The following is a 20,095-nucleotide window of genomic DNA, read 5'->3' as shown; positions in this document are numbered from 1 at the left end:
TTCTTATCTTTTATATTGAAATACTAGTTTCTAGCAGTTTCAACACGACGGTTTTGGATACGACCTTCTTCAGTATCGTTAGAAGCAATTGGGTTAGCTTCGCCATAACCTTTAGTAGCAACTTGACTAGCGTTAACGCCAGAGTTTACTAAGTAAGTTTTAACAGAGTTAGCTCTGTCTTTAGATAACTTCAAGTTATATGCAGCAGTACCTTCGCTAGAAGCGTAACCGTTTACAGTTACTTTACCACCGTTTTCACGTAAAGTTGAAGATAATTTATCTAAAGTAGGGTAAGACTCAGTTTTTAAAACTGAAGAGTTGAAATCGAAACCGATTTTCTCGAAGCCAGTTACATTTGAAACTGGAGTTTCAACTGGAGCTGGTTTTGGAAGCGGACAACCTGAACCATCAACAGCAGTACCAGCAGGAGTACCTGGGCATTTATCGAACTGATCAGCAACACCGTCACCATCAGAATCTTTTTTCAAATCTTCAACAGATTTCTCAACAGCAGAAACACGGTTTTTCAATGCTTCAACTTCTTGACGTAAAGTTGGATCTTTTAACTCATCGTACATAGTAGCTAATGGGTTAGTCCATTCTAAAGTAGGTTTAGCAGAAGAACCTAAAGAGAATTCTAAACCAGCATAACCGTAAGAGAATTTATCTTTAGTTTGGCCTTTAGCATAAACTCCGTCTAAGTTATCAGCATCAACAAAGTTCATAGTGTAACCTAAGTTAAAGTTAACACGCTCAGAAACTTTGAATTTAACACCAGCACCAACTGGAATATAGAAACCTTTTACATAGTCTTTAGCATCGTGTCTGTCATCAGCAGGACCAACAGCTTTACCTTTCCAGTCAATTACGCCTGTAGAAGTAGTTACTTTTGGAGCATAAGCCATCATACCAGCACCAGCTGTTAAGAAGAAACCTACAGAGTTTTCACGACGTAAGAAATCGATAGAACCCAAGTTCACAACACCGCGTAAATCTACAGCATATTGTAATTGAGTTTCGAATTCTTTGATAGCAGGGTTGCTAAGACCATCGTTGTTACCAGAAAGTTTACCACGAGTTCCGTTTAATTCTAAACCGAAAGAGTGACCTAATTGTTTACGGATGTTTAAACCGTAACCTAAGTTAGCATCCCATTTGTTGAAGTCGTTTGAACCACCGATAGCTACAACTGGCATTAAAACACCACCATGTACACCGATAGACCAAGTTCTGTACTGACCTCTACCGCCAAATACCTTGACAGCAGAAGAGGTTGCAGGAGCATCCTGAGCGACAGCAAGAGAAGCAACTCCTGTTAATGCCACTAAAGAAAGCGCAACACTTTTCTTTAAAGTAGAATAATTCATAATCTTTTTCTTTTTTAAGGGTTAAACAATTTAATTGATTAATTTTTTAGTAATCGCAAAATTAAACAAAATTTTAAATTTTCAAACTTTTATACAAACTCCGTTCCAAACTTCACAGTCAATGATCATTTTCTTACATTTGGCCATTTACAGTATAAAAATACCATTTCTATGAAATATCCAACCATCGATCAGTCGTTATTTATCTTAAATAGAAAAAAATTCAGTAAACAACTAAAAAACAACTCGTTAGCCATATTCAACGCCAGTGATGAATTCCCAAGAAGTGGTGATCAAAACTTTGTTTTTAAGCAAAATCCTGATTTATTTTATTTATCAGGAATTGATCAGGAGCAAACCATACTGCTGTTATATCCCGATTGTCCTAATCCTTTGTACAGGGAAGTCCTGTTTTTAAGACAGACCAACGATTACATTAAAGTTTGGGAAGGATACAAGTACACCAAAGAGCAGGCTAAAGCTGCATCGGGCATTGAGGCGATTTACTGGCTTGAGGATTTTGACAACATTTTACACAGTATTGTTAACTATGCCGATCACATTTATTTAAACACCAATGAAAACGATCGCTATTCGCCTGAGGTGCCCTACCGCGATTTGCGTTTCATCGAAAAAATAAAATCAAAATATCCATTGCATCATTTTGAGCGTTCGGCGCCAATTATGAGGGGCTTAAGGGCGGCAAAATCTGATGTAGAGATTGAATTGACAAAAAAAGCATGTGCCATAACCCGCGATGCCTTTATAAGGGTATTGAAGTTTACCAAACCTGGTGTTAAGGAATATGAAATTGAAGCTGAAATTATTCATGAATTTATTCGCCAGGGCGGCACAGGCCATGCCTATTCACCGATTATCGCCTCTGGCCATAATGCCAATATCCTTCATTATAACGATAATAACCAGACTTGCAAAGATGGCGATGTAATTCTTTTTGATTTTGGTGCAGAATATGCAAATTATAACGCCGATATGAGCCGTTCAATTCCGGTAAACGGAAGATTTACGCCCAGACAAAAAGAGGTTTACAATGCCGTACACCATGTAATGAAAGAATCGATTAAATTAATTGGTGAAGGTGTTTTGTGGAATACTTACCACGAACAGGTTGGAGAAGTGATGACAGAACAACTGATTAAACTGGGTTTAATCACTACTGAAGAAGTAAAAAATCAAAATCCTGCATGGCCTGCATACAAAAAATACTTTATGCATGGCACTTCTCATCATTTGGGCATCGATGTACACGATTTTGCAGGCAGATACACACCATTTGCAACGGGCAATATATTAACGGTAGAACCAGGCATTTATATTCCTGAAGAAGGCTTAGGCATACGTTTAGAAAACAACATCCTCATTACTGCCAATGGCAATGTAGATTTAATGGCCGATATTCCATTAGCTGCAGAGGAGATTGAAGATATTATGAATAGCTAGCTGGGTTTAAGTACACAGTTGGCGGTTTACAGTCCTCAGTTAACTAGTTTAAACAATTAACCAGTTAACCATTGCAAAAGCTATCTGCAAAGCGGTAAATATTAAAATCATCTTGCAATAATGCTGCCTGGATTTTTTCAAGCAGCCTTTTTTTATCTATGTGCTGCATTTTTTGATGTTGAATAATTTTCCATGCTTTTTCCGCAAATAAAAGTGCTCTTTTACTATTATCCAAAGCTTTTGGCTTTTCTATCCAATCGCATAAAACATCAATGCCGGTATTTTTATCGGCAATGGTTTTTAAAACAGGGATGGCTTTAGTGCCCTGATGCACTACTTTTTTCAAGTTGTTCGCAAAAGTATCAGCCCCTGCCCGATCGGCTTTGTTAATTACAAAGCAATCTGCAATTTCCATCAAACCTGATTTGATATTTTGCACCTCATCTCCCGATTCGGGAACCAATACCACAATTGTTTTATCAGCCAGGCCTGCAATCTCTACTTCTGATTGACCTACACCAACTGTTTCAATAATAATTAAATCAAAATTTGAGGCTTTTAAAACATCCACCATTTCGATGGTTTTAGCCGAAATGCCTCCTAAGGCCCCACGGGTAGCCAATGAGCGAATAAAAACATCAGGCTTATTAAACTGACTGGCCATCCGGATGCGGTCGCCGAGTAAAGAGCCGAAATTAAATGGAGAGGTAGGGTCGATCGCCAATATGGCAATGCGTTTTCCTTTGGCCGTAAAATGATTGGTTATGGCGTTCACTAAGGTACTTTTACCTGCGCCCGGAGGGCCCGTAATCCCTAAAACCGGCACATTAACACGACTATCCAAATCTTTTAAAACTGCAACCGATGGCTCAATATCATTCTCAACCAGGGTTAAAGCCCTTGCCAGAATCCGGTAATTGCCAGCTTTTACTTCGTTTAAAATGGATAGATGCGTATTCATCAATAAAACTATCTTTGTACAAATAAACAAAAATTATTAGCCACAAAAGGCCATCAACAACAAAACTGAATGAAAGTAACCGGCTTTACCTTTTTAAGAAATGCAATTGTTAACGATTACCCGGCAAAAGAAGCCATACTTTCAGTGCTCCCTTTATGCGATGATTTTATAGTTGCATTAGGAAATTCGACCGATGGAACTTCTGAAATGGTTAAACAGATCGACCCTGAAAAGATCAGAACGATCGATACCATTTGGGATGATAGCATTCGCGAAGGCGGGCGCGTTTTTGCCGACGAAACCAACAAAGCCCTTGCGCAAATCTCAGCAGATACCGATTGGATGATCTATATCCAGGGAGACGAAGCCATTCACGAAGAATATTTACCATTAATTAAAAAAGAGATGGAACAGGAGCTTAACAATCCAAATGTTGAGGCCCTGCTTTTAAAATATAAACACTTTTACGCTTCATATGATTACCTTGCCGAATCAAGACGCTGGTACAGAAGAGAGGTACGTATCATCAAAAACCTCCCTGGTGTGCATTCCTACCGGGATGCACAAGGTTTCAGGATTAGCGACCGTAAGCTAAAGGTTAAATTGATTGATGCCTATGTTTATCATTATGGCTGGGTAAAGCCCCCAAAAGGCTTACAAGGAAAAGTGCGCAACTTTAACCAATTCTACCAAACAGAAGAATGGATTGAAGCAAATTATCCCGTTCAGGATACTTTTGACATGCACAATGCCGACCGTTTGGTTCATTTTAAGGGAAGTCACCCTAAAATAATGCAACCCAGAATCGCTGCTGCAAACTGGAAATTTGAAAAAGACCTGACCAAAGAAACGCCAAAAATGAATTTCAGAAGAAAGCTACTTCAGAAAATTGAAGATTTAACCGGATTACGGTTGTTTGAATACCGGAATTATAAAATTGTTAAATAGTACAAACATTCGTTTATATCGATTTGCGTAATTTTGCTTAATTAATAAAGAAATAGCTTAATGGGAAAACCTTCGGTTTTAGTAACTTTTGATTCAATGAAAGACGCCAATTGCGGATACTTTTCTTTTGGAAAAGGTTTAGGTGATGCGTTAATTGAGCAGAACAAAGGGAAATTTAAACTTAAATTCTATCTTTTTAAAAAAACGCAGTACTTATTTAACGGCTTGGTTGATATCTTGTATCTTTCACGGTTTGATCGTTTATTTTTCGGACCAAAGAATGATTTCGATGTGGTACATCTTTCTGATCAAACCTGCAGGTTGCGCCCAAATAAGGTAAACGCTAAGAAAATAATGACCATTCATGACATGAATAAGGTGCATTTGAAATTTAGCAAACCGCACAGAATTCAGGTTTATCTAAAAAAGCTAGGCAAGCTTATCTCTCAGTGTGATAAAATTGTATGTATATCACAATTTGTTGCTAATGATGTAAAACACTATTTTCCAGAAGCCACACATAAAGTTAGTGTAATTTACAACGGTGCCGACAAATTGGTTTCTGCTGAAAATCATCAGCCAACACTTAAACCTGCTGGAAAATTTCTATTTACCATTGGTTTGCTGTCTGTGCAAAAGGGTTTTCATTTGTTGCCAGCCCTGCTAAAAGATAACGATTTCGAATTGGTTATAGCTGGCAGGGAAACGCCGCACAAGCAACGCATTTTAGAAGAAGCCGAAAAATATAATTGTTTGGATAGGGTACATATTACCGGACCAATATCTGATGAAGATAAAGCCTGGTATTACAAGAACTGCAGTGCATTTTTATTCCCATCCGTTGCCGAAGGATTTGGTCTACCCATTATTGAGGCCATGCATTTTGGCAAACCCGCATTTCTATCCAAATTTACTTCACTTCCCGAAGTTGGCGGCGATGTTGCCTATTACTTTGACAATTTCGAACCTGAACACATGCAGGAGGTGTTTAAAAACGGAATGATTGATTTTACGGAAAATGGCCGAACGAAAGAAGCAATTGCCCAGGCCGAAAAATTTTCTTGGGAAATAGCCGCGAACCAATATCTGCATTTATATCAGGAATGTCTGAATGATAGAAAAAAATAACATTCCTCATCAATTACTTTGCCAGCGCTTCGGGGCAACAAATTCACTCAGTCTGTTGAATATCCGATGATAACGTATCTTCATTAAATGTCCTATTCCTTTTAAAATTAGAGAATTGTAATTTTAATCAGGCAAGCGCCTCTGGTCTTATTCATATATCTGAAAAACCGTACATTTGCCTGAACTTTATTATACTTTTTTACGGCTAGGCATGCCCTAAGCTCCGTTATATATACCATATTTAATGAAAACTTATTTTCGTTTATTATCATTTGCCAGGCCGATTGAAAAGTTTGCAATACCTTATGTGATCACCACATTATTCGCGATTTTCTTTAATACATTTCTTTTTACATTGCTTGGCCCGCTAATGCAGGCACTTTTTTTAGGAAAATGTGATCCAACCAAAGCTGCAGAACAGAAAGGCAGCTGGGATTTATTGGGTCGCTTTAACGAATATATCAATGGGATTATTGCCGATGATAAAATTCTGGCGCTAAAAGTAATCTGCATTATTATTGTTGGAACTGTATTTCTTGCCAACTTTTTCCGCTATTTTTCTCAGCGTTTTATGGAAGATTTACGCGTACATACCCTCCTAAACATACGTAAAACCGTTTTTAATAATGTAATGAATTTGCATGTTGGTTATTTTAATAACGAGCGAAAAGGCGATATTATCTCAAAAGTAGCTTCAGATGTGCAGGTGGTTCAATTTACAGTTACCAATACTTTGCAGGTTGTATTTAAAGAACCTCTGCAATTATTGTTCTTTATCGGAGTGTTGATTTCCATCTCTGCCAAACTAACCTTATTTTCATTATTGGTTATTCCTGTTTCGGGCTTTATCATCAGTAAAATCGTAAAAAGATTAAAACAACAAGCAACGCAGTCACACGAATCTTTTGCAAAAATGATTGGCTTTTTAGATGAATCACTAAGTGGAATAAAGATTATTAAAGCTTTTAATTCTACGGAAAGGGCTAAGGAAAGATTTGATTCTGAAAACAAGTTTTACTCATTTTTAAATAGGAAAATGGCCAGGAGACAGCAGTTAGCCTCTCCGGTATCACAAACTTTAGGGGTTTTAGTTGTAGTATTTATCCTTCTATATGGTGGTACGCTGATATTGAGTGGAAAAGGCGATTTGGAAGCTGCAGAATTTGTAGTTTACCTAGCTACTTTTTCTCAGGTATTACAACCAGTAAAAGCATTAGCCGATTCGTTTAGTGGCATCCATTCAGGTATTGCTGCCGGCGAACGTGTATTAGATTTAATTGATACTGAACCTGCACTTAAAAATAAAATTGATGCAGAGGTGCTGCCCGATTTCAATAATTCGTTAATCTTAAAGGATGTTTCATTCTATTATGGCGAGAAACAGGTTTTAAAAAATATCAATATAGATATAGAAAAAGGAAAAACAGTAGCACTTGTTGGTCCTTCAGGGGGAGGAAAAAGCACCTTAATGGATTTAATCCCTCGTTTTCACGATCCAAAATCGGGCACACTTAAAATCGATGGTCATGATTACAAAGACCTGACCGTAGAAAGTATCCGTTCGCAAATGGGAATCGTTAATCAGGAATCGTTTCTATTTAATGATAGTATCTTTAATAATATCGCCTTTGCTAAACCTGATGCTACCGAAGAAGAAGTTATTGCAGCCGCAAAAATTGCCAATGCACACGATTTTATTTTGAATACAGAGAATGGCTATCAAACCAATGTGGGCGATCGGGGCAATAAACTCTCTGGTGGACAGAAGCAACGCGTTTGTATTGCCAGGGCAGTTTTAGCAAATCCACCAATCATGCTTTTAGATGAAGCAACTTCGGCACTGGATACCGAATCTGAAAAATTAGTACAGGAAGCTTTAAACAACCTCATGAAAAACCGTACTTCAATCGTTATCGCACACCGCCTAAGTACCATACAACATGCCGATAAAATTGTGGTGATTGATAAAGGTGAAGTTGTGGAAAGCGGAAGCCACAACGAATTGATGAATAAAAATGGACTATATAGGCGTTTAATTGACATGCAGGCCTTTAACGACTAATATTTGAATGAAGAAAGTATTATTTTTTATGCCTGATAACCCGTTGAAAAAAAATGCGGGGAACCGAACCAGGGCTTTAAGCATGTTGAGCTATTTTAAATCAAGAAATTTTGAAATTGATTTTGTAAGCGAATATTACACGGGGCGTTGGGATGAAACAGATATTAAAGTATTTAAGCAATCAGGTCTGGCCGATAATACTTACGTAATTAAAAAAAAACCTTCAAAAAAAAATATACTTTATTACCTGCTTTTTTACAAACTTCCAAATTTCTTCTATTCAAATAAGGCCTGGTTCTTTCCGCTTCAATTCCCTGAATTGGTTACCTTAAGGTTCAAGCGGGCTTTTAAAAAAATCTTAGCAGAAAAAAAATACGATTATATCTTTATTAACTATGCCAGCTGGGCTACTTTGGTAGAACATAATCCTTTAACAAAGGGAGCAGTAACGGTAATTGACACGCATGATTTTATAACGGCACAACTTCAAAGAAAAGTGAACATCGGCCAATCTTTTAAAGAAGAAATCAGAAGAATTTCTTTATTTGATATTGCGTTGGCCATTTCTGTTGAGGAGCAGTATATTTTTAGTCAGTTTTGTAAAAACAAGGTAGCTTTAGCGCCAATGATGCTGAATAAACCTGAAAGCATTGGCGTTATTGCAGAAAAATCGTTCGATTTGATATATGTTGCCAGCGATAATGTACACAATCAAAAATCTGCCAATTGGTTCTTTAAGGAGGTGTATCCATTGTTACCAGCCAATGTACAAATATGTGTTATTGGGCAGATCAATGAGCATCTTACTATTAAAGCACCCAATATTACTTCAGTAAACTTTGTTGAAGATTTAGCCACCTATTACCAAAATGCTAAAGTTGCATTATGCCCTATGCTAACAGGTACCGGAACTAAGATAAAAGTAGTAGAAGCGCTATCTTATGGCATGCCGGTGGTTTGTAATACCAGAGGAATTGATGGATTAATTGACAAAAACAACAATGGTTGTTTGGTGAGTGATGATGCGGTTGAGTTTAAAAACAACATTATGCAACTGTTAACAGATGATTCTGCTTATCAAAAACAGGCAGAAAATGCTTTGGCTACATTTAATCTCAATTACGAAAAAGAACAATGCTACAAGAATCTTGACACCATTTTTGGTATAGTTTAATCGCTCAAAATAAAATTTCTATGATGAGTAAAAAATTATCAATTATAACGATCAATTACAACAATAAGGCAGGGCTGGAAAAAACAGTTCAAAGCGTGGCAAACCAAACCTGGCGAGATTTTGAGTTTATCGTTATTGATGGAAATAGTTCGGATGGAAGCAAAGATGTTCTTAGCGCCTATTCTTCATTTTTTAGCTATGCGGTATCTGAACCTGATAGCGGAATATATAATGCCATGAATAAGGGTATTAAGATTTCAACGGGCGATTATTTGATGTTTTTAAATAGTGGAGATGCTTTAATCGATAATACCATTTTAGCGAAATTGAATGCTGAATTAAATGGTCAATATGATATTTACTATGGAGATATTCTACATATTGATGGGATAAAACAAGAAGTTCGCACTTTTCCTAAAAAGTTAAATTTCGCCTTTTTTTATGAACAAAATATCTCTCATCAGGCCAGTTTTATTAAGGCTAAACTGTTTAAAGATATTTTTTTATATAATGAAAATTTGAAAATCGTATCCGATTGGGAATTCTTTACCTATGCAATTTGTAAACGCGAGGCCACCTATAAACACTTGGATTCTGTAATCGTAACTTATGATGGCACTGGAATATCTTCAAATTCAATAAATACACCAGAAATCACCAAAGAAAGAGATGCTTCTTTGCATAGATATTTTCCTGAATTTGTTAAGGACTATGAATATTTGAAGGAGATAAAGTTTAAAAAGGCAGAACAATTTATGTATATAAGAAAGTATCCGATAGCCTATAAGATTTTGAAAGGCTTTATGAACATTATACTTTTATTTTTGCCAAAATTTAACAGAAACTAAAATGAATAGTTCTTGCGTAATTGTAATACCAATTTATAAGAAAGAGCTTTCAGTTTACGAAAAGATAGCTTTGACTCAATGCGGAAAGTTATTGTCTGATTATGATATTGTAATACTTAAACCAGATGATTTAGAACTATCGGATATGCAGATCCCATTCGCTTATAATGAGGTATCTTTCCCTGATTTCTATTTTAAGAGCGTGTTTGGCTACAATGATTTAATGCTTTCTGAACTCTTTTATGAGAAATTCCTGAATTATAACTATCTGCTTATATATCAATTGGATGCTTTTGTATTTAAAAATGAATTGAAATACTGGTGCAGCTTGGGTTACGATTATATAGGCGCCCCATGGCTGAGGGAAAAAGAATTTCCAACTTCATTTAAAAGGTTTAAAGAGAAAATTAGGTCCTATCTGCACAGAAGGTATAACTTACTTGATAAACAAGGCCGGCCTGATATCGCCCGACAGTTGTACAATTATGTCGGCAATGGAGGCTTTTCGTTGAGAAAAGTTAAATCTTTTTATAATATCTGCATTCAGGAAAAAGAACTCATAGCCAATTATGTTGGCCGGAAGAGCAGCGATTATAACGAAGATATGTTTTGGACGGTAGAAGTGAACCGGAAGAAGAAGAGAATAAAGATTCCTGCTTATAAAGAGGCGTTGAAATTTTCTATTGAGACAGCCCCACACAGGGCAATGGCTTTAATTAATGGAAACATACCTTTTGGATGCCATGCATGGGATAAAAACATCCATTTTTGGCAACCTTACTTTAAAGAAGCAGGTTACCAGATTTAACTGCGCCAGATTTCTTTAGTTAGCATCAAAAACAGACTAAAGCTGGTTTTTCTTAACTTACTCCGCCAAAATATCTTGAATATTTCGGCCTTTTTATATCCAGTTGTTTTCATCTGCTTCAGGAAAAACCTGAATGTGTGTTTTTCGGCAAATAAAATTTCTTTCTTTGATAAACCTTCCAGATCTATAGGCAAATCTGTGGCCCATTTTTCATGCAGTTTCAATGTTTCCTCAATCCAGGTTTTACCGTAGTTCCCCTCTGAAAAATGTTCAAGCAATACTTCAAAAGTTACAACCGCACGATGTGTTTGATGTACCTGAAGTGAAAAATCGAGGTCGTAGCAGTGAAACTGTTTAAATGTTTTCTCATCAAACTGATGCGCTTCGACTATCTCCTTTTTGGTACAGAACCAAACTCCATCTACAGCAATTACGCTAGAGTATTTTTCATTTTTGAGGTTTTCAGAAACATGTTCTGTTTTCTCCTTACTAAATTTATAGCGCTGTAGGATATTGATATAATTAACTTTTTTATCGCCAGAACTACAAAACCATCCAGATGGCACTTTGGTTTTATAACTGCTTCCGGCTACGCCAATTAATCCTATTTTCTGATCTTCATTAAAAATACCGGAAACAATTGTACCCCAGTCATTAGTTTTAATACTGATATCCTCGTGCATATAGCAGAGTAGCTCATATTTGGCGCGCTTTGCCCCCTCATTGTAAATTTCGCATAATCCACGTTTTCCATCAGCATTATCAAAACTGATTATTTCATGTGCTGTTCCTATGGTTGCGGCAATGTTCTGCTTAATATCAGCAAGCTGATTTTTATCTACGGAGGCTATAATAATCGATATCATCTCCTTCAAAAATAAAATAAAAATCAGTACCTATTGTAGAAAATCAGATACCTTTGCATCCAAATTTAGAATTCGGCATGGGTTTAACCTCATTTCTGTATAAGAAGATCAATAAAATAAGTGTTACCAATAAGTTTCTGGAAAAGAAATACAGGAACATATGGCCGCACGTAGAGCTCGTAAAAAAGAATGAGTTTACCGCTGTTAATCTCGTTGGCAAGAGTCAAACCAGGGGGCAAGCCACGGCAAAGATCCTGATCGACTGCCTTAAAGAACTGGCTACGGATAAGGACCTGCATTTTAAGTTTTTCATTAATGATAAACCTGCGGACGGTTATGAAGCGGATTCTTTTTATTATTGCATAGACGACGATCAAAAGCAGGATTTTTTGATTCCTGACTTTGCCTTTGAAAGCTGGAAAGAAGCAGGAATTAACAGTTTTTCAAATACTGTGGCCGAAATTGAGGCAAAAGGAAAAGAAACCTGGAGCGACCCGCGTGTATTTTGGGTCGGAAATGTCAAAACCAATATCATAAGAGAAAAACTGATAGAAATCGGCAATCAGTCTCCAGAAATTTTTGATTTCTATAATACCTATGTGGATGATTATTTTATCCATAAAAAAGATGTTCCATATTTTACATTGCCCGAACACACCCGGTACAAATATCTAATAGATGTGGAAGGCAATAGTTATTCTGCCCGCTTAAAGTTTCTTTTTTACAGCCAGAGGGTTGTATTTTTACAGGAAAGAAAGTGGAAAGAATACTTCCATTACGATTTAAAACCTTACGAGCACTATATCCCGGTAAAGAACGACCTGAGCGATCTGGTAGACCAATACAAGCAAATCGAGAAAGACCCTGTGCTTTATAAACAGATTACGGAGAACGCTTTAAAATTTGCCCATGAAAATCTTACATATCAGTGTGCGGTTGACAAGATGAGATCTACTATTGAAAATAGAATCAATAAGCCATAACAGATGAAAAGTGAAGAAAAATATGATTATTTAATTGTTGGTTCTGGACTTTTTGGTGCCACTTTCGCACATGAGATGACCAAAGCCGGTAAAAAATGCCTCGTTTTAGATAAAAGAGACCATGCTGGTGGAAACATTCACTGTAAAAAAATAGAGGATATAAATGTACACTGGTATGGTGCTCATATTTTTCATACGAACGATAAGTTTTTATGGGATTATGTAAACCAGTTTGCTGAGTTTAACCGCTACACTAATTCACCTATAGCCAATTACAAGGGAGAACTATATAACCTACCCTTCAATATGAATACCTTTTATTCGCTCTGGGGAACAAAAACCCCTAAAGAAGCGAAAGAAGAAATTGCCAGACAGATTAAGCATTTGAATATAGGTGAGCCACAAAACCTGGAAGAACAGGCATTAAAACTTGTGGGCACCGATATTTACGAAAAGCTGATCAAACATTACACCGAAAAACAATGGGGTAAAAAAGCGACAGAGCTCCCTGCTTTTATCATTAAACGTTTGCCGGTTCGGTTCACCTATGATAATAACTATTTTAATGATAAGTACCAGGGAATCCCCATTGGAGGATACAACAAAATAATAGATGGTTTATTAGATGGCTGCGAAGTAAGGTTAAATACCGACTTTTTTGAAGACAGAACCAAATGGCTCAGTTTAGCAGAAAAAATTGTATACACAGGAAAGATAGATGCTTATTTCGATTATCGCTTTGGCGAGCTCGAATATAGAAGTTTAAGGTACGAGCTAGAGGTTCATGATACAGAAAACTACCAGGGCAACGCCGTGATGAATTTTACAGATGCAGAAACCCCGTATACACGTGTTTATGAACATAAGCATTTTGAGTTTGGCACGCAGCCAAAAACGGTAACTACAAAAGAATATCCGGTTAAAGATGCCCAAAATGCAGAACCATATTACCCCGTGAACGACGAGAAAAATATGCATACCTTGAAAAAATACCAGGACCTGGCCTCAAAAGAAGAAAAGGTAATTTTTGGAGGCAGATTGGCCGAATACCGCTATTATGATATGCACCAGGTAATTGCTTCGGCGCTGTTAAAATCAAAAAATGAATTAAAAAATGAGTAGTTCCGAACTAAAAATATTCTCTGTTTTCCATAAGGAATACCCTGTTCCGGTATGCGATTATATTGTACCTATACAGGTTGGTAAAGAGCAATCTGGTATCGACCTGGGTTTTATAGCCGACAATACAGGAGACCATATAGCGGATAAGAACAGTACTTACAGTGAGCTTACTGCTTTGTATTGGATATGGAAAAATCTTGATAGTTTTGATTGTAAATGGGTTGGGTTGAGTCATTACCGCAGATATTTTACCATTCCCGAAACCATTGTTAAAAAGAAACTGCTTCAAAACAAGACAATAATTGATGCGCGGCCGGTTTATGAGCAAGAACTGAGTAAAGAAACAATCGATTTTATCGCTTCGGATAAGGTAAAAAATGCATTATTGGAAAAATTGATGGCCAATAAAATAATTGTGCCTGCCGCATTACCGCTCAGCATTGATCTGACATGCAGATGCTCAATCAAAAACCACTATATCTTTTATCACATTAAAGAAGACTGGTATTTAATGAGGGATGTGGTTACGCAGATGTACCCCGAACAAACGCAGTCTTTCGATGACTTTTTTAACAGTACTGATACGATGTATTGCTGTAATATGTTTATTGCAGATAAGGATACATTTTCAGATTATTGTGCCTGGCTATTTCCCATTCTTTCAGAACTGGAGAAAGTGGTTAAATTAAGCGAATACCCTTATCAACGCCGTATTTTTGGTTTCTTTTCAGAACGTTTATTAAACTTTTACCTTTATCAGAAAAAAGCAGAGTTGGCAGAGTTTCCGTCGCTTTACTTAATATAATTATCCACCAACGGTCCACTTTAGTTTTGTCTTTAACAAAAGCCTTGTCAAAAGAAAACTTAGGCCATAAACCAGTGCGAAACGCAATATGGAGTATAAAATATTCTCCGTTACCGTAAAAGTGGCAACATTCCATTTATCCCATTTAAAAATTTCGGGTATCAGCCTGATAATTAGTATTTGGTGTAAAAGGTAAATACCAAATGTGGTTTTGCGGGGTTCGAGATTTTTGTCGATAAATTTAACACTACCCATCTTTAACAGTAATACGAACATACTTAGGGAATAAAGTATATTTGAGATACGCAGCGTATTATACTCGTCCTTTGACCCATGTTTAGCAAGGTAAATCACCTCCAGGCAGGACAAAATAAAGAACAGTATATTAACAAGGCCAACATATGTCCATTTTATTTTTTTGATATAGTTTATTACCTGCTCATAATATCTGTTGAGGTATACGCCAAGCCATAAGTAGAAAACAAAACCAAACAAGGCTGCTGAATGATGTGTTACAAACCATTCGAAATAAAGGTTAACACTGTATACAAGCGAAACTGCAGCCCATATTAATCCAAACCAAAGCTTATACAGGTATTTTTTAAAAATCAACAAGATACTTATACAAATAAGAAAGTTGAGGATAAACCAAAAGCTGCTTTCAAATAGTATGTACCTAAATTGTTCAGCAAAATAGGCAACAGGGCCATTAATAAAAACAGCATCGCCACCCCTCGATGCAACTATAATCCGCTGTATCAAGGTTGCTATTACAAGGAAAAATATCCAGAACAACCATGGTTTAATCGTATTTTTAAACCTGCGGGCAAGGTATTGCCCCGGTGTGTATTCAGTAAACTTATAATTGATCAGAAAGCCGCCAATCAGGAAAAAGGCAATTGTGGCAAACTTCCAAAACTGCATGGTAATTACCTGTAGAAAGGTATCGCCCATAGTTGAATATTTTGTCCCCCACAATACCGCTGAGTGTTCGAATACGATTCCGAACATAGAGATACACCTGATCGTATCAACAAAATCAAAATTCTTTTTTACAGGCGCAGTTTCTTTCTTGACTTCAATATCCATTAAATATGTTTTGGTAGATGACCGGCAAATATCCGTTAAAAAAAAGAGTCCCGAATTAATCCGGGACTCTTTTAACATTTATGTATGTAAAATATTACAGTTTTCTAGCTACTTCAACCTGTTCGTAAGCTTCTACGATATCGCCAACTTCGATGTTGTTAAAGTTCTGGATATTTAAACCGCACTCGTAACCTTTCGATACTTCTTTTACATCATCTTTAAAGCGTTTTAATGAGGCTAACTCACCGGTGTAAATTACCACACCATCACGTACTACGCGTACTTTACTGTTACGGGTAATTTTACCATCCAATACCATACAACCTGCAATAGTACCCACTTTTGTAATTTTGAAAGTTTCGCGAATCTCTACGTTAGCCACAATTTTCTCTTCAAATTCCGGATCTAACATACCCTCCATTGCCGATTTAATCTCATTGATTGCGTCGTAAATGATAGAATATAAACGGATATCGATCTGCTCAGCTTCGGCCAGTTTACGTGCACCTGTTGACGGACGTACCTGGAAACCAATGATGATTGCATCAGAAGCCGAAGCTAACAACACATCAGACTCTGAAATCTGACCAACACCTTTGCTGATTACATTGATCTGGATCTGCTCGGTAGATAGTTTCAGTAATGAATCTGATAAGGCTTCGATAGAACCATCCACATCACCTTTAACGATGATATTAAGCTCTTTAAAGTTACCGATTGCCAAACGACGACCAATCTCATCCAAAGTAATGTGCTTCTGCGTACGTAAGCCCTGCTCGCGTTGTAACTGCATCCGTTTGTTTGCAATATCACGTGCTTCGGTTTCGCTTTCTAAAGCATTAAACCTATCGCCTGCTGTAGGCGCACCCTGCATACCTAAAACCTGTACTGGTTGTGATGGTCCTGCTGAATCTACCTTAGCGCCACGCTCGTTGGTTAACGCTTTTACACGTCCGCTGTAGCTACCTGCTAAAATTGGATCTCCAACCTTTAAGGTACCACCCTGAACAAGTACTGTAGTTACAATACCACGTCCTTTATCTAATGCCGATTCGATTACCGTACCTGTAGCACGTTTGTTCGGATTGGCTTTCAATTCTAATAACTCGGCTTCTAATAATACTTTATCTAAAAGTAAATCAACATTTAAGCCGCTTTTGCTCGAAATTTCCTGCGATTGGTATTTACCACCCCAGTCTTCAACCAAAATATTCATTACCGATAACTGCTCACGTACTTTATCTGCGTTTGCACCTGGTTTATCTACCTTAGTGAAAGCAAATACCAATGGTACACCTGCTGCCTGTGCGTGGTTAATCGCCTCTTTAGTTTGAGGCATCACCGCATCATCCGCAGCAATTACAATAATGGCAATATCGGCCGCCTTAGCACCACGTGCACGCATCGCGGTAAAGGCTTCGTGACCCGGAGTATCTAAGAAAGTTACTTTTTTACCAGAAGGAGTAGTTACCATGTAGGCACCAATGTGCTGGGTAATACCACCAGCCTCGCCAGCTACCACATTTGCTTTACGGATATAATCCAGCAATGAGGTTTTACCATGATCTACGTGACCCATGATAGTAACAACCGGAGCTCTTTCGATTAAATCTTCTTCGTTATCTTCTTCCTCAATGATATTGTCTTCTTCTTCATCTGGTTTAACGAATTGGATTTCGTAACCAAACTCATCGGCAACAATGGTTAAGGTTTCAGCATCTAAACGCTGGTTAATGGAAACGAACATACCTAAGCTCATACAGGTACCAATAATTTTGGTTACCGGTACATCCATCATATTCGCCAGCTCATTAGCCGTAACAAATTCTGTTACTTTTAATATTTTCGATTGCGATTCAAGCTCATTTGCTGCTTCTTCTGCGTTACTTGCTACATCATCACGTTTCTGACGACGCAATTTAGCACGTTGCGCAAATTTACCAGATTTACCTGCTCCGCTTAAACGGGCAAGTGTTGCTTTAATCTGATCTTGAATTTCTTTCTCTGTAGGCTCTTCTTTAGGTCCGCTTGGTGCAGCATTTCTATTCTGGAAACCTGGTCTGTTGTTATTTCTGTTGCCCTGGTAAGGAGTACCGCCTTGTCCGGCTGGCCTGTTACCCTGGTATGGTGTACCACCACCCGGCCTGTTACCTTGATAAGGCTGACGAGGCTGACCTGGTGCTCCGCCCTGACCTGCAGGATGCTGTCCTTGCTGGCCCTGACCACCATGTTGACCTGGCTGCCCTGGCGCTCCAGGAGTTTTTTTACGTTTACGCTTACGTTTAGCCGCTTCGCTATCGCTGGATGAAGCAACCGGACCGTTTCTGCGATCTGGCGTAGTTGGTAAAACAATTTTACCGATAATATTCGGACCAGTTAATTTAACCGTACGTGCCTTAATTACTTCAGGCTCGCTGCTTGCTGGTTTAGCATCAGCTGGTTTTTCTTCAGCTTTAGGCTGCTCTACTGGTTTTACCGGCTCTGGTGCTTTTGCAACAGGTGCAGCTGCTACAGGAGCAGGCGCCGGAGTTTCTGCTTTCTTAACCTCAACCGGTTTTTCTTCAGCTTTGGGCTGCTCTACCGGTTTTACCGGTTCCGGAGTCTTTTCAACTGGTGCTGGTGCAGGTGTTTCTTCTTTCTTAACCGGACGTGTTTTTGAGTTAAGATCGTTTAAATCGATCTTGCCCACAATTTTAACGCCTGGTAAAGCACTTTCATCAGCCTTTTCTTCAGCTTTTTCTTCAGCTTTTGGTGTTGCAACCGGTGCTGCTGCCGCAGGGGTTGGTGCCGGTGCCGGCGTTTCTACCTTAGGTGTTTCAACAACCTTTGGTTTTTCTACCGGTGGGGTAAATGATTGAGCATTTTTAATTAAAATCTCTTCATTTTTCTCAAAATCGGTATTCTTTTTCGGCGCTTCTACGGGCTTTTCAGTTTCAGGCTCGTCGCGACGTATTTTACCAATCACTATTTGTTTGGCTTCTTCTCTTACGATCTTATCTCCCTGATACTCTTTCAATAAGGCATTATACATCTCACCCGTAAGTTTAAACATAGGGCTCTTCTCGGCAGAGAAGCCCTTTTTGTTTAAAAACTCAACGGCCGTACCCATGCCTATATTAAGTTCTTTAATAGCTTTAATTAAAATGATTGGTTTGTCGTCTGACATTTAGCTCCTGTTATTTTTTATAATAAAACAAAAGTAGTGTTTATTTGGCAATTACACCACTTATTCAAATTCTGACTGTAAAATCTGAACCACTTCCTTAATGGTTTCTTCTTCTAAGTCGGTGCGTTTTACCAAATCTTCTACTGTAAGTGCTAAAACACTCTTAGCAGTATCGCACCCGATAGCCTTTAATTCATCAATAATCCAGCTATCAATCTCATCTGAGAATTCTTCTAAATCCACATCCTCGTCGTTCTCTTCGCCAGCTTCGCGGTAAACATCAATTTCGTAACCGGTTAATTTACCAGCCAGTTTAATGTTATGTCCGCCACGTCCGATTGCCAACGAAACCTGATCTGGTTTTAAGTAAACCGATGCATGTTTGGTTTCATCATCCAATTTAATAGAAGTGATTTTAGCCGGGCTTAAAGCACGGGTAATGTATAATGAGATGTTGTTTGTGAAGTTAATCACATCAATATTTTCGTTTTTCAATTCGCGAACGATACCATGGATACGCGATCCTTTCATACCCACGCACGCTCCTACCGGATCAATACGGTCATCGTATGATTCTACAGCAACTTTAGCACGTTCTCCTGGTTCACGAACAATTTTCTTAACGGTAATTAAACCATCAAAAATTTCAGGAACCTCAAGCTCGAACAAACGCTGTAAAAACTCAGGTGCAGTTCTCGAAATGATAATTTTTGGATTGGCATTGATCATTTCTACTTTAGAGATTACTGCTTTTACAGCATCGCCTTTTTTGAAATAATCTGCAGGAATCTGCTCAGTTTTAGGCATTAAAAGTTCGTTACCTTCATCATCCAGAACCAAAGTTTCTTTTTTCCAAACCTGATAAACCTCGCCGGTTACAATTTCACCAACACGGTCTTTATATTTTTTGAAAATCTCATCTTTCTCTAATTCCAAGACTTTAGAAACGAGTGTTTGGCGTGCTGCTAAAATCGCTCTGCGACCAAAGCTTTCTAAAGTGATTTGCTCAATATAATCGTCGCCAACTTCTAAAGTCGGATCAAGTTTGTGTACATCAGCAAGTTCGATTTCCAGATCATCATCTTCAGAAAAGCCATCTTCCATTACTTTTCTTGTTCTCCAGATCTCCAAATCCCCGTTATCAGGGTTTACAATTACGTCACAGTTTTCGTCTGTTCCGTATTTTTTACGCAACATGCTACGAAAAACCTCTTCCAACACACTGATCACCGTTGGGCGATCTATATTTTTGAAATCTTTGAACTCTTGAAAAGAGTCGATCAAATTAATTGTTGTAGTACTCATTC

The 20,095-nt window shown here is 37.9% G+C and carries 16 protein-coding genes; 10 read left to right on the top strand and 6 right to left on the bottom strand.

The features are described 5' to 3' along the window. Nucleotides 1–23: 23 nt before the first annotated feature. Nucleotides 24–1,367: an OmpA family protein gene (locus OC25_RS14355; protein ID WP_039477225.1), complete on the bottom strand. Its 1,344-nt coding sequence runs from the start codon at nucleotides 1,365–1,367 to the stop codon at nucleotides 24–26. 171 nt (nucleotides 1,368–1,538) lie between these two features. On the opposite strand from OC25_RS14355, the gene OC25_RS14350 reads away from it, so the two are divergent. Further along, entirely contained in the window at nucleotides 1,539–2,828 is a 1,290-nt protein-coding gene (locus OC25_RS14350) for an aminopeptidase P family protein (RefSeq protein WP_039477223.1), read from the top strand. Between the two features lie 64 nt (nucleotides 2,829–2,892). Here OC25_RS14350 and meaB read toward each other — a convergent pair whose 3' ends face one another. Further along, a complete protein-coding gene (meaB, locus tag OC25_RS14345) occupies nucleotides 2,893–3,789 on the bottom strand; it encodes a methylmalonyl Co-A mutase-associated GTPase MeaB (protein ID WP_039477222.1) in 897 nt (298 codons plus the stop codon). A 69-nt stretch (nucleotides 3,790–3,858) separates the two neighbouring features. Here meaB and OC25_RS14340 point away from each other — a divergent pair, with 69 nt between their 5' ends. From OC25_RS14340 to OC25_RS14315, 6 genes are all read left to right on the top strand, one after another. Then, on the top strand, nucleotides 3,859–4,737 hold the full coding sequence (locus tag OC25_RS14340) for a glycosyltransferase family protein (protein WP_039477219.1): 879 nt from the start codon (nucleotides 3,859–3,861) through the stop codon (nucleotides 4,735–4,737). Nucleotides 4,738–4,833: 96 nt separating this feature from the next. Further along, nucleotides 4,834–5,865 (top strand): glycosyltransferase family 4 protein, encoded by a 1,032-nt coding sequence (locus tag OC25_RS14335; RefSeq protein ID WP_039477274.1) that lies wholly within the window; start codon nucleotides 4,834–4,836, stop codon nucleotides 5,863–5,865. A 244-nt stretch (nucleotides 5,866–6,109) separates the two neighbouring features. Then, nucleotides 6,110–7,927, top strand: a complete 1,818-nt coding sequence (locus tag OC25_RS14330; RefSeq protein WP_039477217.1) for an ABC transporter ATP-binding protein — start codon at nucleotides 6,110–6,112, stop codon at nucleotides 7,925–7,927. A 7-nt stretch (nucleotides 7,928–7,934) separates the two neighbouring features. Then, complete coding sequence (locus OC25_RS14325) at nucleotides 7,935–9,101, top strand: glycosyltransferase (RefSeq protein ID WP_039477216.1); 1,167 nt, start codon at nucleotides 7,935–7,937, stop codon at nucleotides 9,099–9,101. Between the two features lie 20 nt (nucleotides 9,102–9,121). Further along, entirely contained in the window at nucleotides 9,122–9,949 is an 828-nt protein-coding gene (locus OC25_RS14320) for a glycosyltransferase family 2 protein (protein WP_082018606.1), read from the top strand. Between the two features lies 1 nt (nucleotide 9,950). After that, a complete protein-coding gene (locus OC25_RS14315) occupies nucleotides 9,951–10,757 on the top strand; it encodes a DUF5672 family protein (RefSeq protein WP_039477213.1) in 807 nt (268 codons plus the stop codon). Here OC25_RS14315 and OC25_RS14310 read toward each other — a convergent pair. Continuing rightward, the gene (locus tag OC25_RS14310; RefSeq protein ID WP_052266219.1) at nucleotides 10,754–11,623 is read right to left on the bottom strand and encodes a glycosyltransferase; all 870 of its coding nucleotides are present in this window, start codon (nucleotides 11,621–11,623) and stop codon (nucleotides 10,754–10,756) included. The two genes, OC25_RS14315 and OC25_RS14310, sit on opposite strands and share 4 nt — an antisense overlap. A gap of 77 nt (nucleotides 11,624–11,700) precedes the next feature. Here OC25_RS14310 and OC25_RS14305 point away from each other — a divergent pair, with 77 nt between their 5' ends. Genes OC25_RS14305 through OC25_RS14295 form a run of 3 tightly spaced genes read left to right on the top strand, consistent with a single transcriptional unit; the run spans nucleotide 11,701 to nucleotide 14,533 of the window. Next, entirely contained in the window at nucleotides 11,701–12,606 is a 906-nt protein-coding gene (locus OC25_RS14305) for a glycosyl transferase family 90 (protein ID WP_039477211.1), read from the top strand. A gap of 3 nt (nucleotides 12,607–12,609) precedes the next feature. Continuing rightward, complete coding sequence (glf, locus tag OC25_RS14300; protein ID WP_039477209.1) at nucleotides 12,610–13,728, top strand: UDP-galactopyranose mutase; 1,119 nt, start codon at nucleotides 12,610–12,612, stop codon at nucleotides 13,726–13,728. Beyond that, a complete protein-coding gene (locus OC25_RS14295) occupies nucleotides 13,721–14,533 on the top strand; it encodes a DUF4422 domain-containing protein (RefSeq protein WP_039477208.1) in 813 nt (270 codons plus the stop codon). Before glf ends, OC25_RS14295 begins: the two co-directional genes overlap by 8 nt. Here OC25_RS14295 and OC25_RS14290 read toward each other — a convergent pair whose 3' ends face one another. The 3 genes from OC25_RS14290 to nusA form a co-directional block, all read right to left on the bottom strand. After that, nucleotides 14,534–15,622 carry an acyltransferase family protein gene (locus OC25_RS14290; RefSeq protein WP_039477207.1) on the bottom strand — a complete coding sequence of 363 codons (1,089 nt, stop codon included), beginning with the start codon at nucleotides 15,620–15,622 and terminating at the stop codon, nucleotides 14,534–14,536. 94 nt (nucleotides 15,623–15,716) lie between these two features. Next, the gene (infB, locus tag OC25_RS14285) at nucleotides 15,717–18,788 is read right to left on the bottom strand and encodes a translation initiation factor IF-2 (protein WP_039477205.1); all 3,072 of its coding nucleotides are present in this window, start codon (nucleotides 18,786–18,788) and stop codon (nucleotides 15,717–15,719) included. A 60-nt stretch (nucleotides 18,789–18,848) separates the two neighbouring features. Then, the gene (gene nusA, locus OC25_RS14280) at nucleotides 18,849–20,093 is read right to left on the bottom strand and encodes a transcription termination factor NusA (protein WP_039477204.1); all 1,245 of its coding nucleotides are present in this window, start codon (nucleotides 20,091–20,093) and stop codon (nucleotides 18,849–18,851) included. Between the last annotated feature and the right edge of the window lie 2 nt (nucleotides 20,094–20,095).

This window comes from Pedobacter kyungheensis (assembly GCF_000812965.1).
In the GTDB taxonomy this organism is placed as follows: Bacteria; Bacteroidota; Bacteroidia; order Sphingobacteriales; family Sphingobacteriaceae; genus Pedobacter; species Pedobacter kyungheensis.
The sequence above is the reverse complement of the archived record's forward strand: the minus strand, read 5'-3'. Positions and strand labels throughout refer to the sequence as shown.

Bases quoted from the DNA above. Each gene is read 5' to 3' on its own strand.
- OC25_RS14350 (WP_039477223.1), top strand. From the start codon at position 1,539: ATGAAATATCCAACCATCGATCAGTCGTTATTTATCTTAAATAGAAAA.
- infB (WP_039477205.1), bottom strand. From the start codon at position 18,788: ATGTCAGACGACAAACCAATCATTTTAATTAAAGCTATTAAAGAACTT.
- OC25_RS14325 (WP_039477216.1), top strand. From the start codon at position 7,935: ATGAAGAAAGTATTATTTTTTATGCCTGATAACCCGTTGAAAAAAAAT.
- OC25_RS14355 (WP_039477225.1), bottom strand. From the start codon at position 1,367: ATGAATTATTCTACTTTAAAGAAAAGTGTTGCGCTTTCTTTAGTGGCA.
- OC25_RS14305 (WP_039477211.1), top strand. From the start codon at position 11,701: ATGGGTTTAACCTCATTTCTGTATAAGAAGATCAATAAAATAAGTGTT.
- OC25_RS14320 (WP_082018606.1), top strand. From the start codon at position 9,122: ATGATGAGTAAAAAATTATCAATTATAACGATCAATTACAACAATAAG.
- glf (WP_039477209.1), top strand. From the start codon at position 12,610: ATGAAAAGTGAAGAAAAATATGATTATTTAATTGTTGGTTCTGGACTT.
- OC25_RS14295 (WP_039477208.1), top strand. From the start codon at position 13,721: ATGAGTAGTTCCGAACTAAAAATATTCTCTGTTTTCCATAAGGAATAC.
- OC25_RS14290 (WP_039477207.1), bottom strand. From the start codon at position 15,622: ATGGATATTGAAGTCAAGAAAGAAACTGCGCCTGTAAAAAAGAATTTT.
- OC25_RS14315 (WP_039477213.1), top strand. From the start codon at position 9,951: ATGAATAGTTCTTGCGTAATTGTAATACCAATTTATAAGAAAGAGCTT.
- OC25_RS14340 (WP_039477219.1), top strand. From the start codon at position 3,859: ATGAAAGTAACCGGCTTTACCTTTTTAAGAAATGCAATTGTTAACGAT.
- nusA (WP_039477204.1), bottom strand. From the start codon at position 20,093: ATGAGTACTACAACAATTAATTTGATCGACTCTTTTCAAGAGTTCAAA.
- OC25_RS14310 (WP_052266219.1), bottom strand. From the start codon at position 11,623: ATGATATCGATTATTATAGCCTCCGTAGATAAAAATCAGCTTGCTGAT.
- meaB (WP_039477222.1), bottom strand. From the start codon at position 3,789: ATGAATACGCATCTATCCATTTTAAACGAAGTAAAAGCTGGCAATTAC.
- OC25_RS14335 (WP_039477274.1), top strand. From the start codon at position 4,834: ATGAAAGACGCCAATTGCGGATACTTTTCTTTTGGAAAAGGTTTAGGT.
- OC25_RS14330 (WP_039477217.1), top strand. From the start codon at position 6,110: ATGAAAACTTATTTTCGTTTATTATCATTTGCCAGGCCGATTGAAAAG.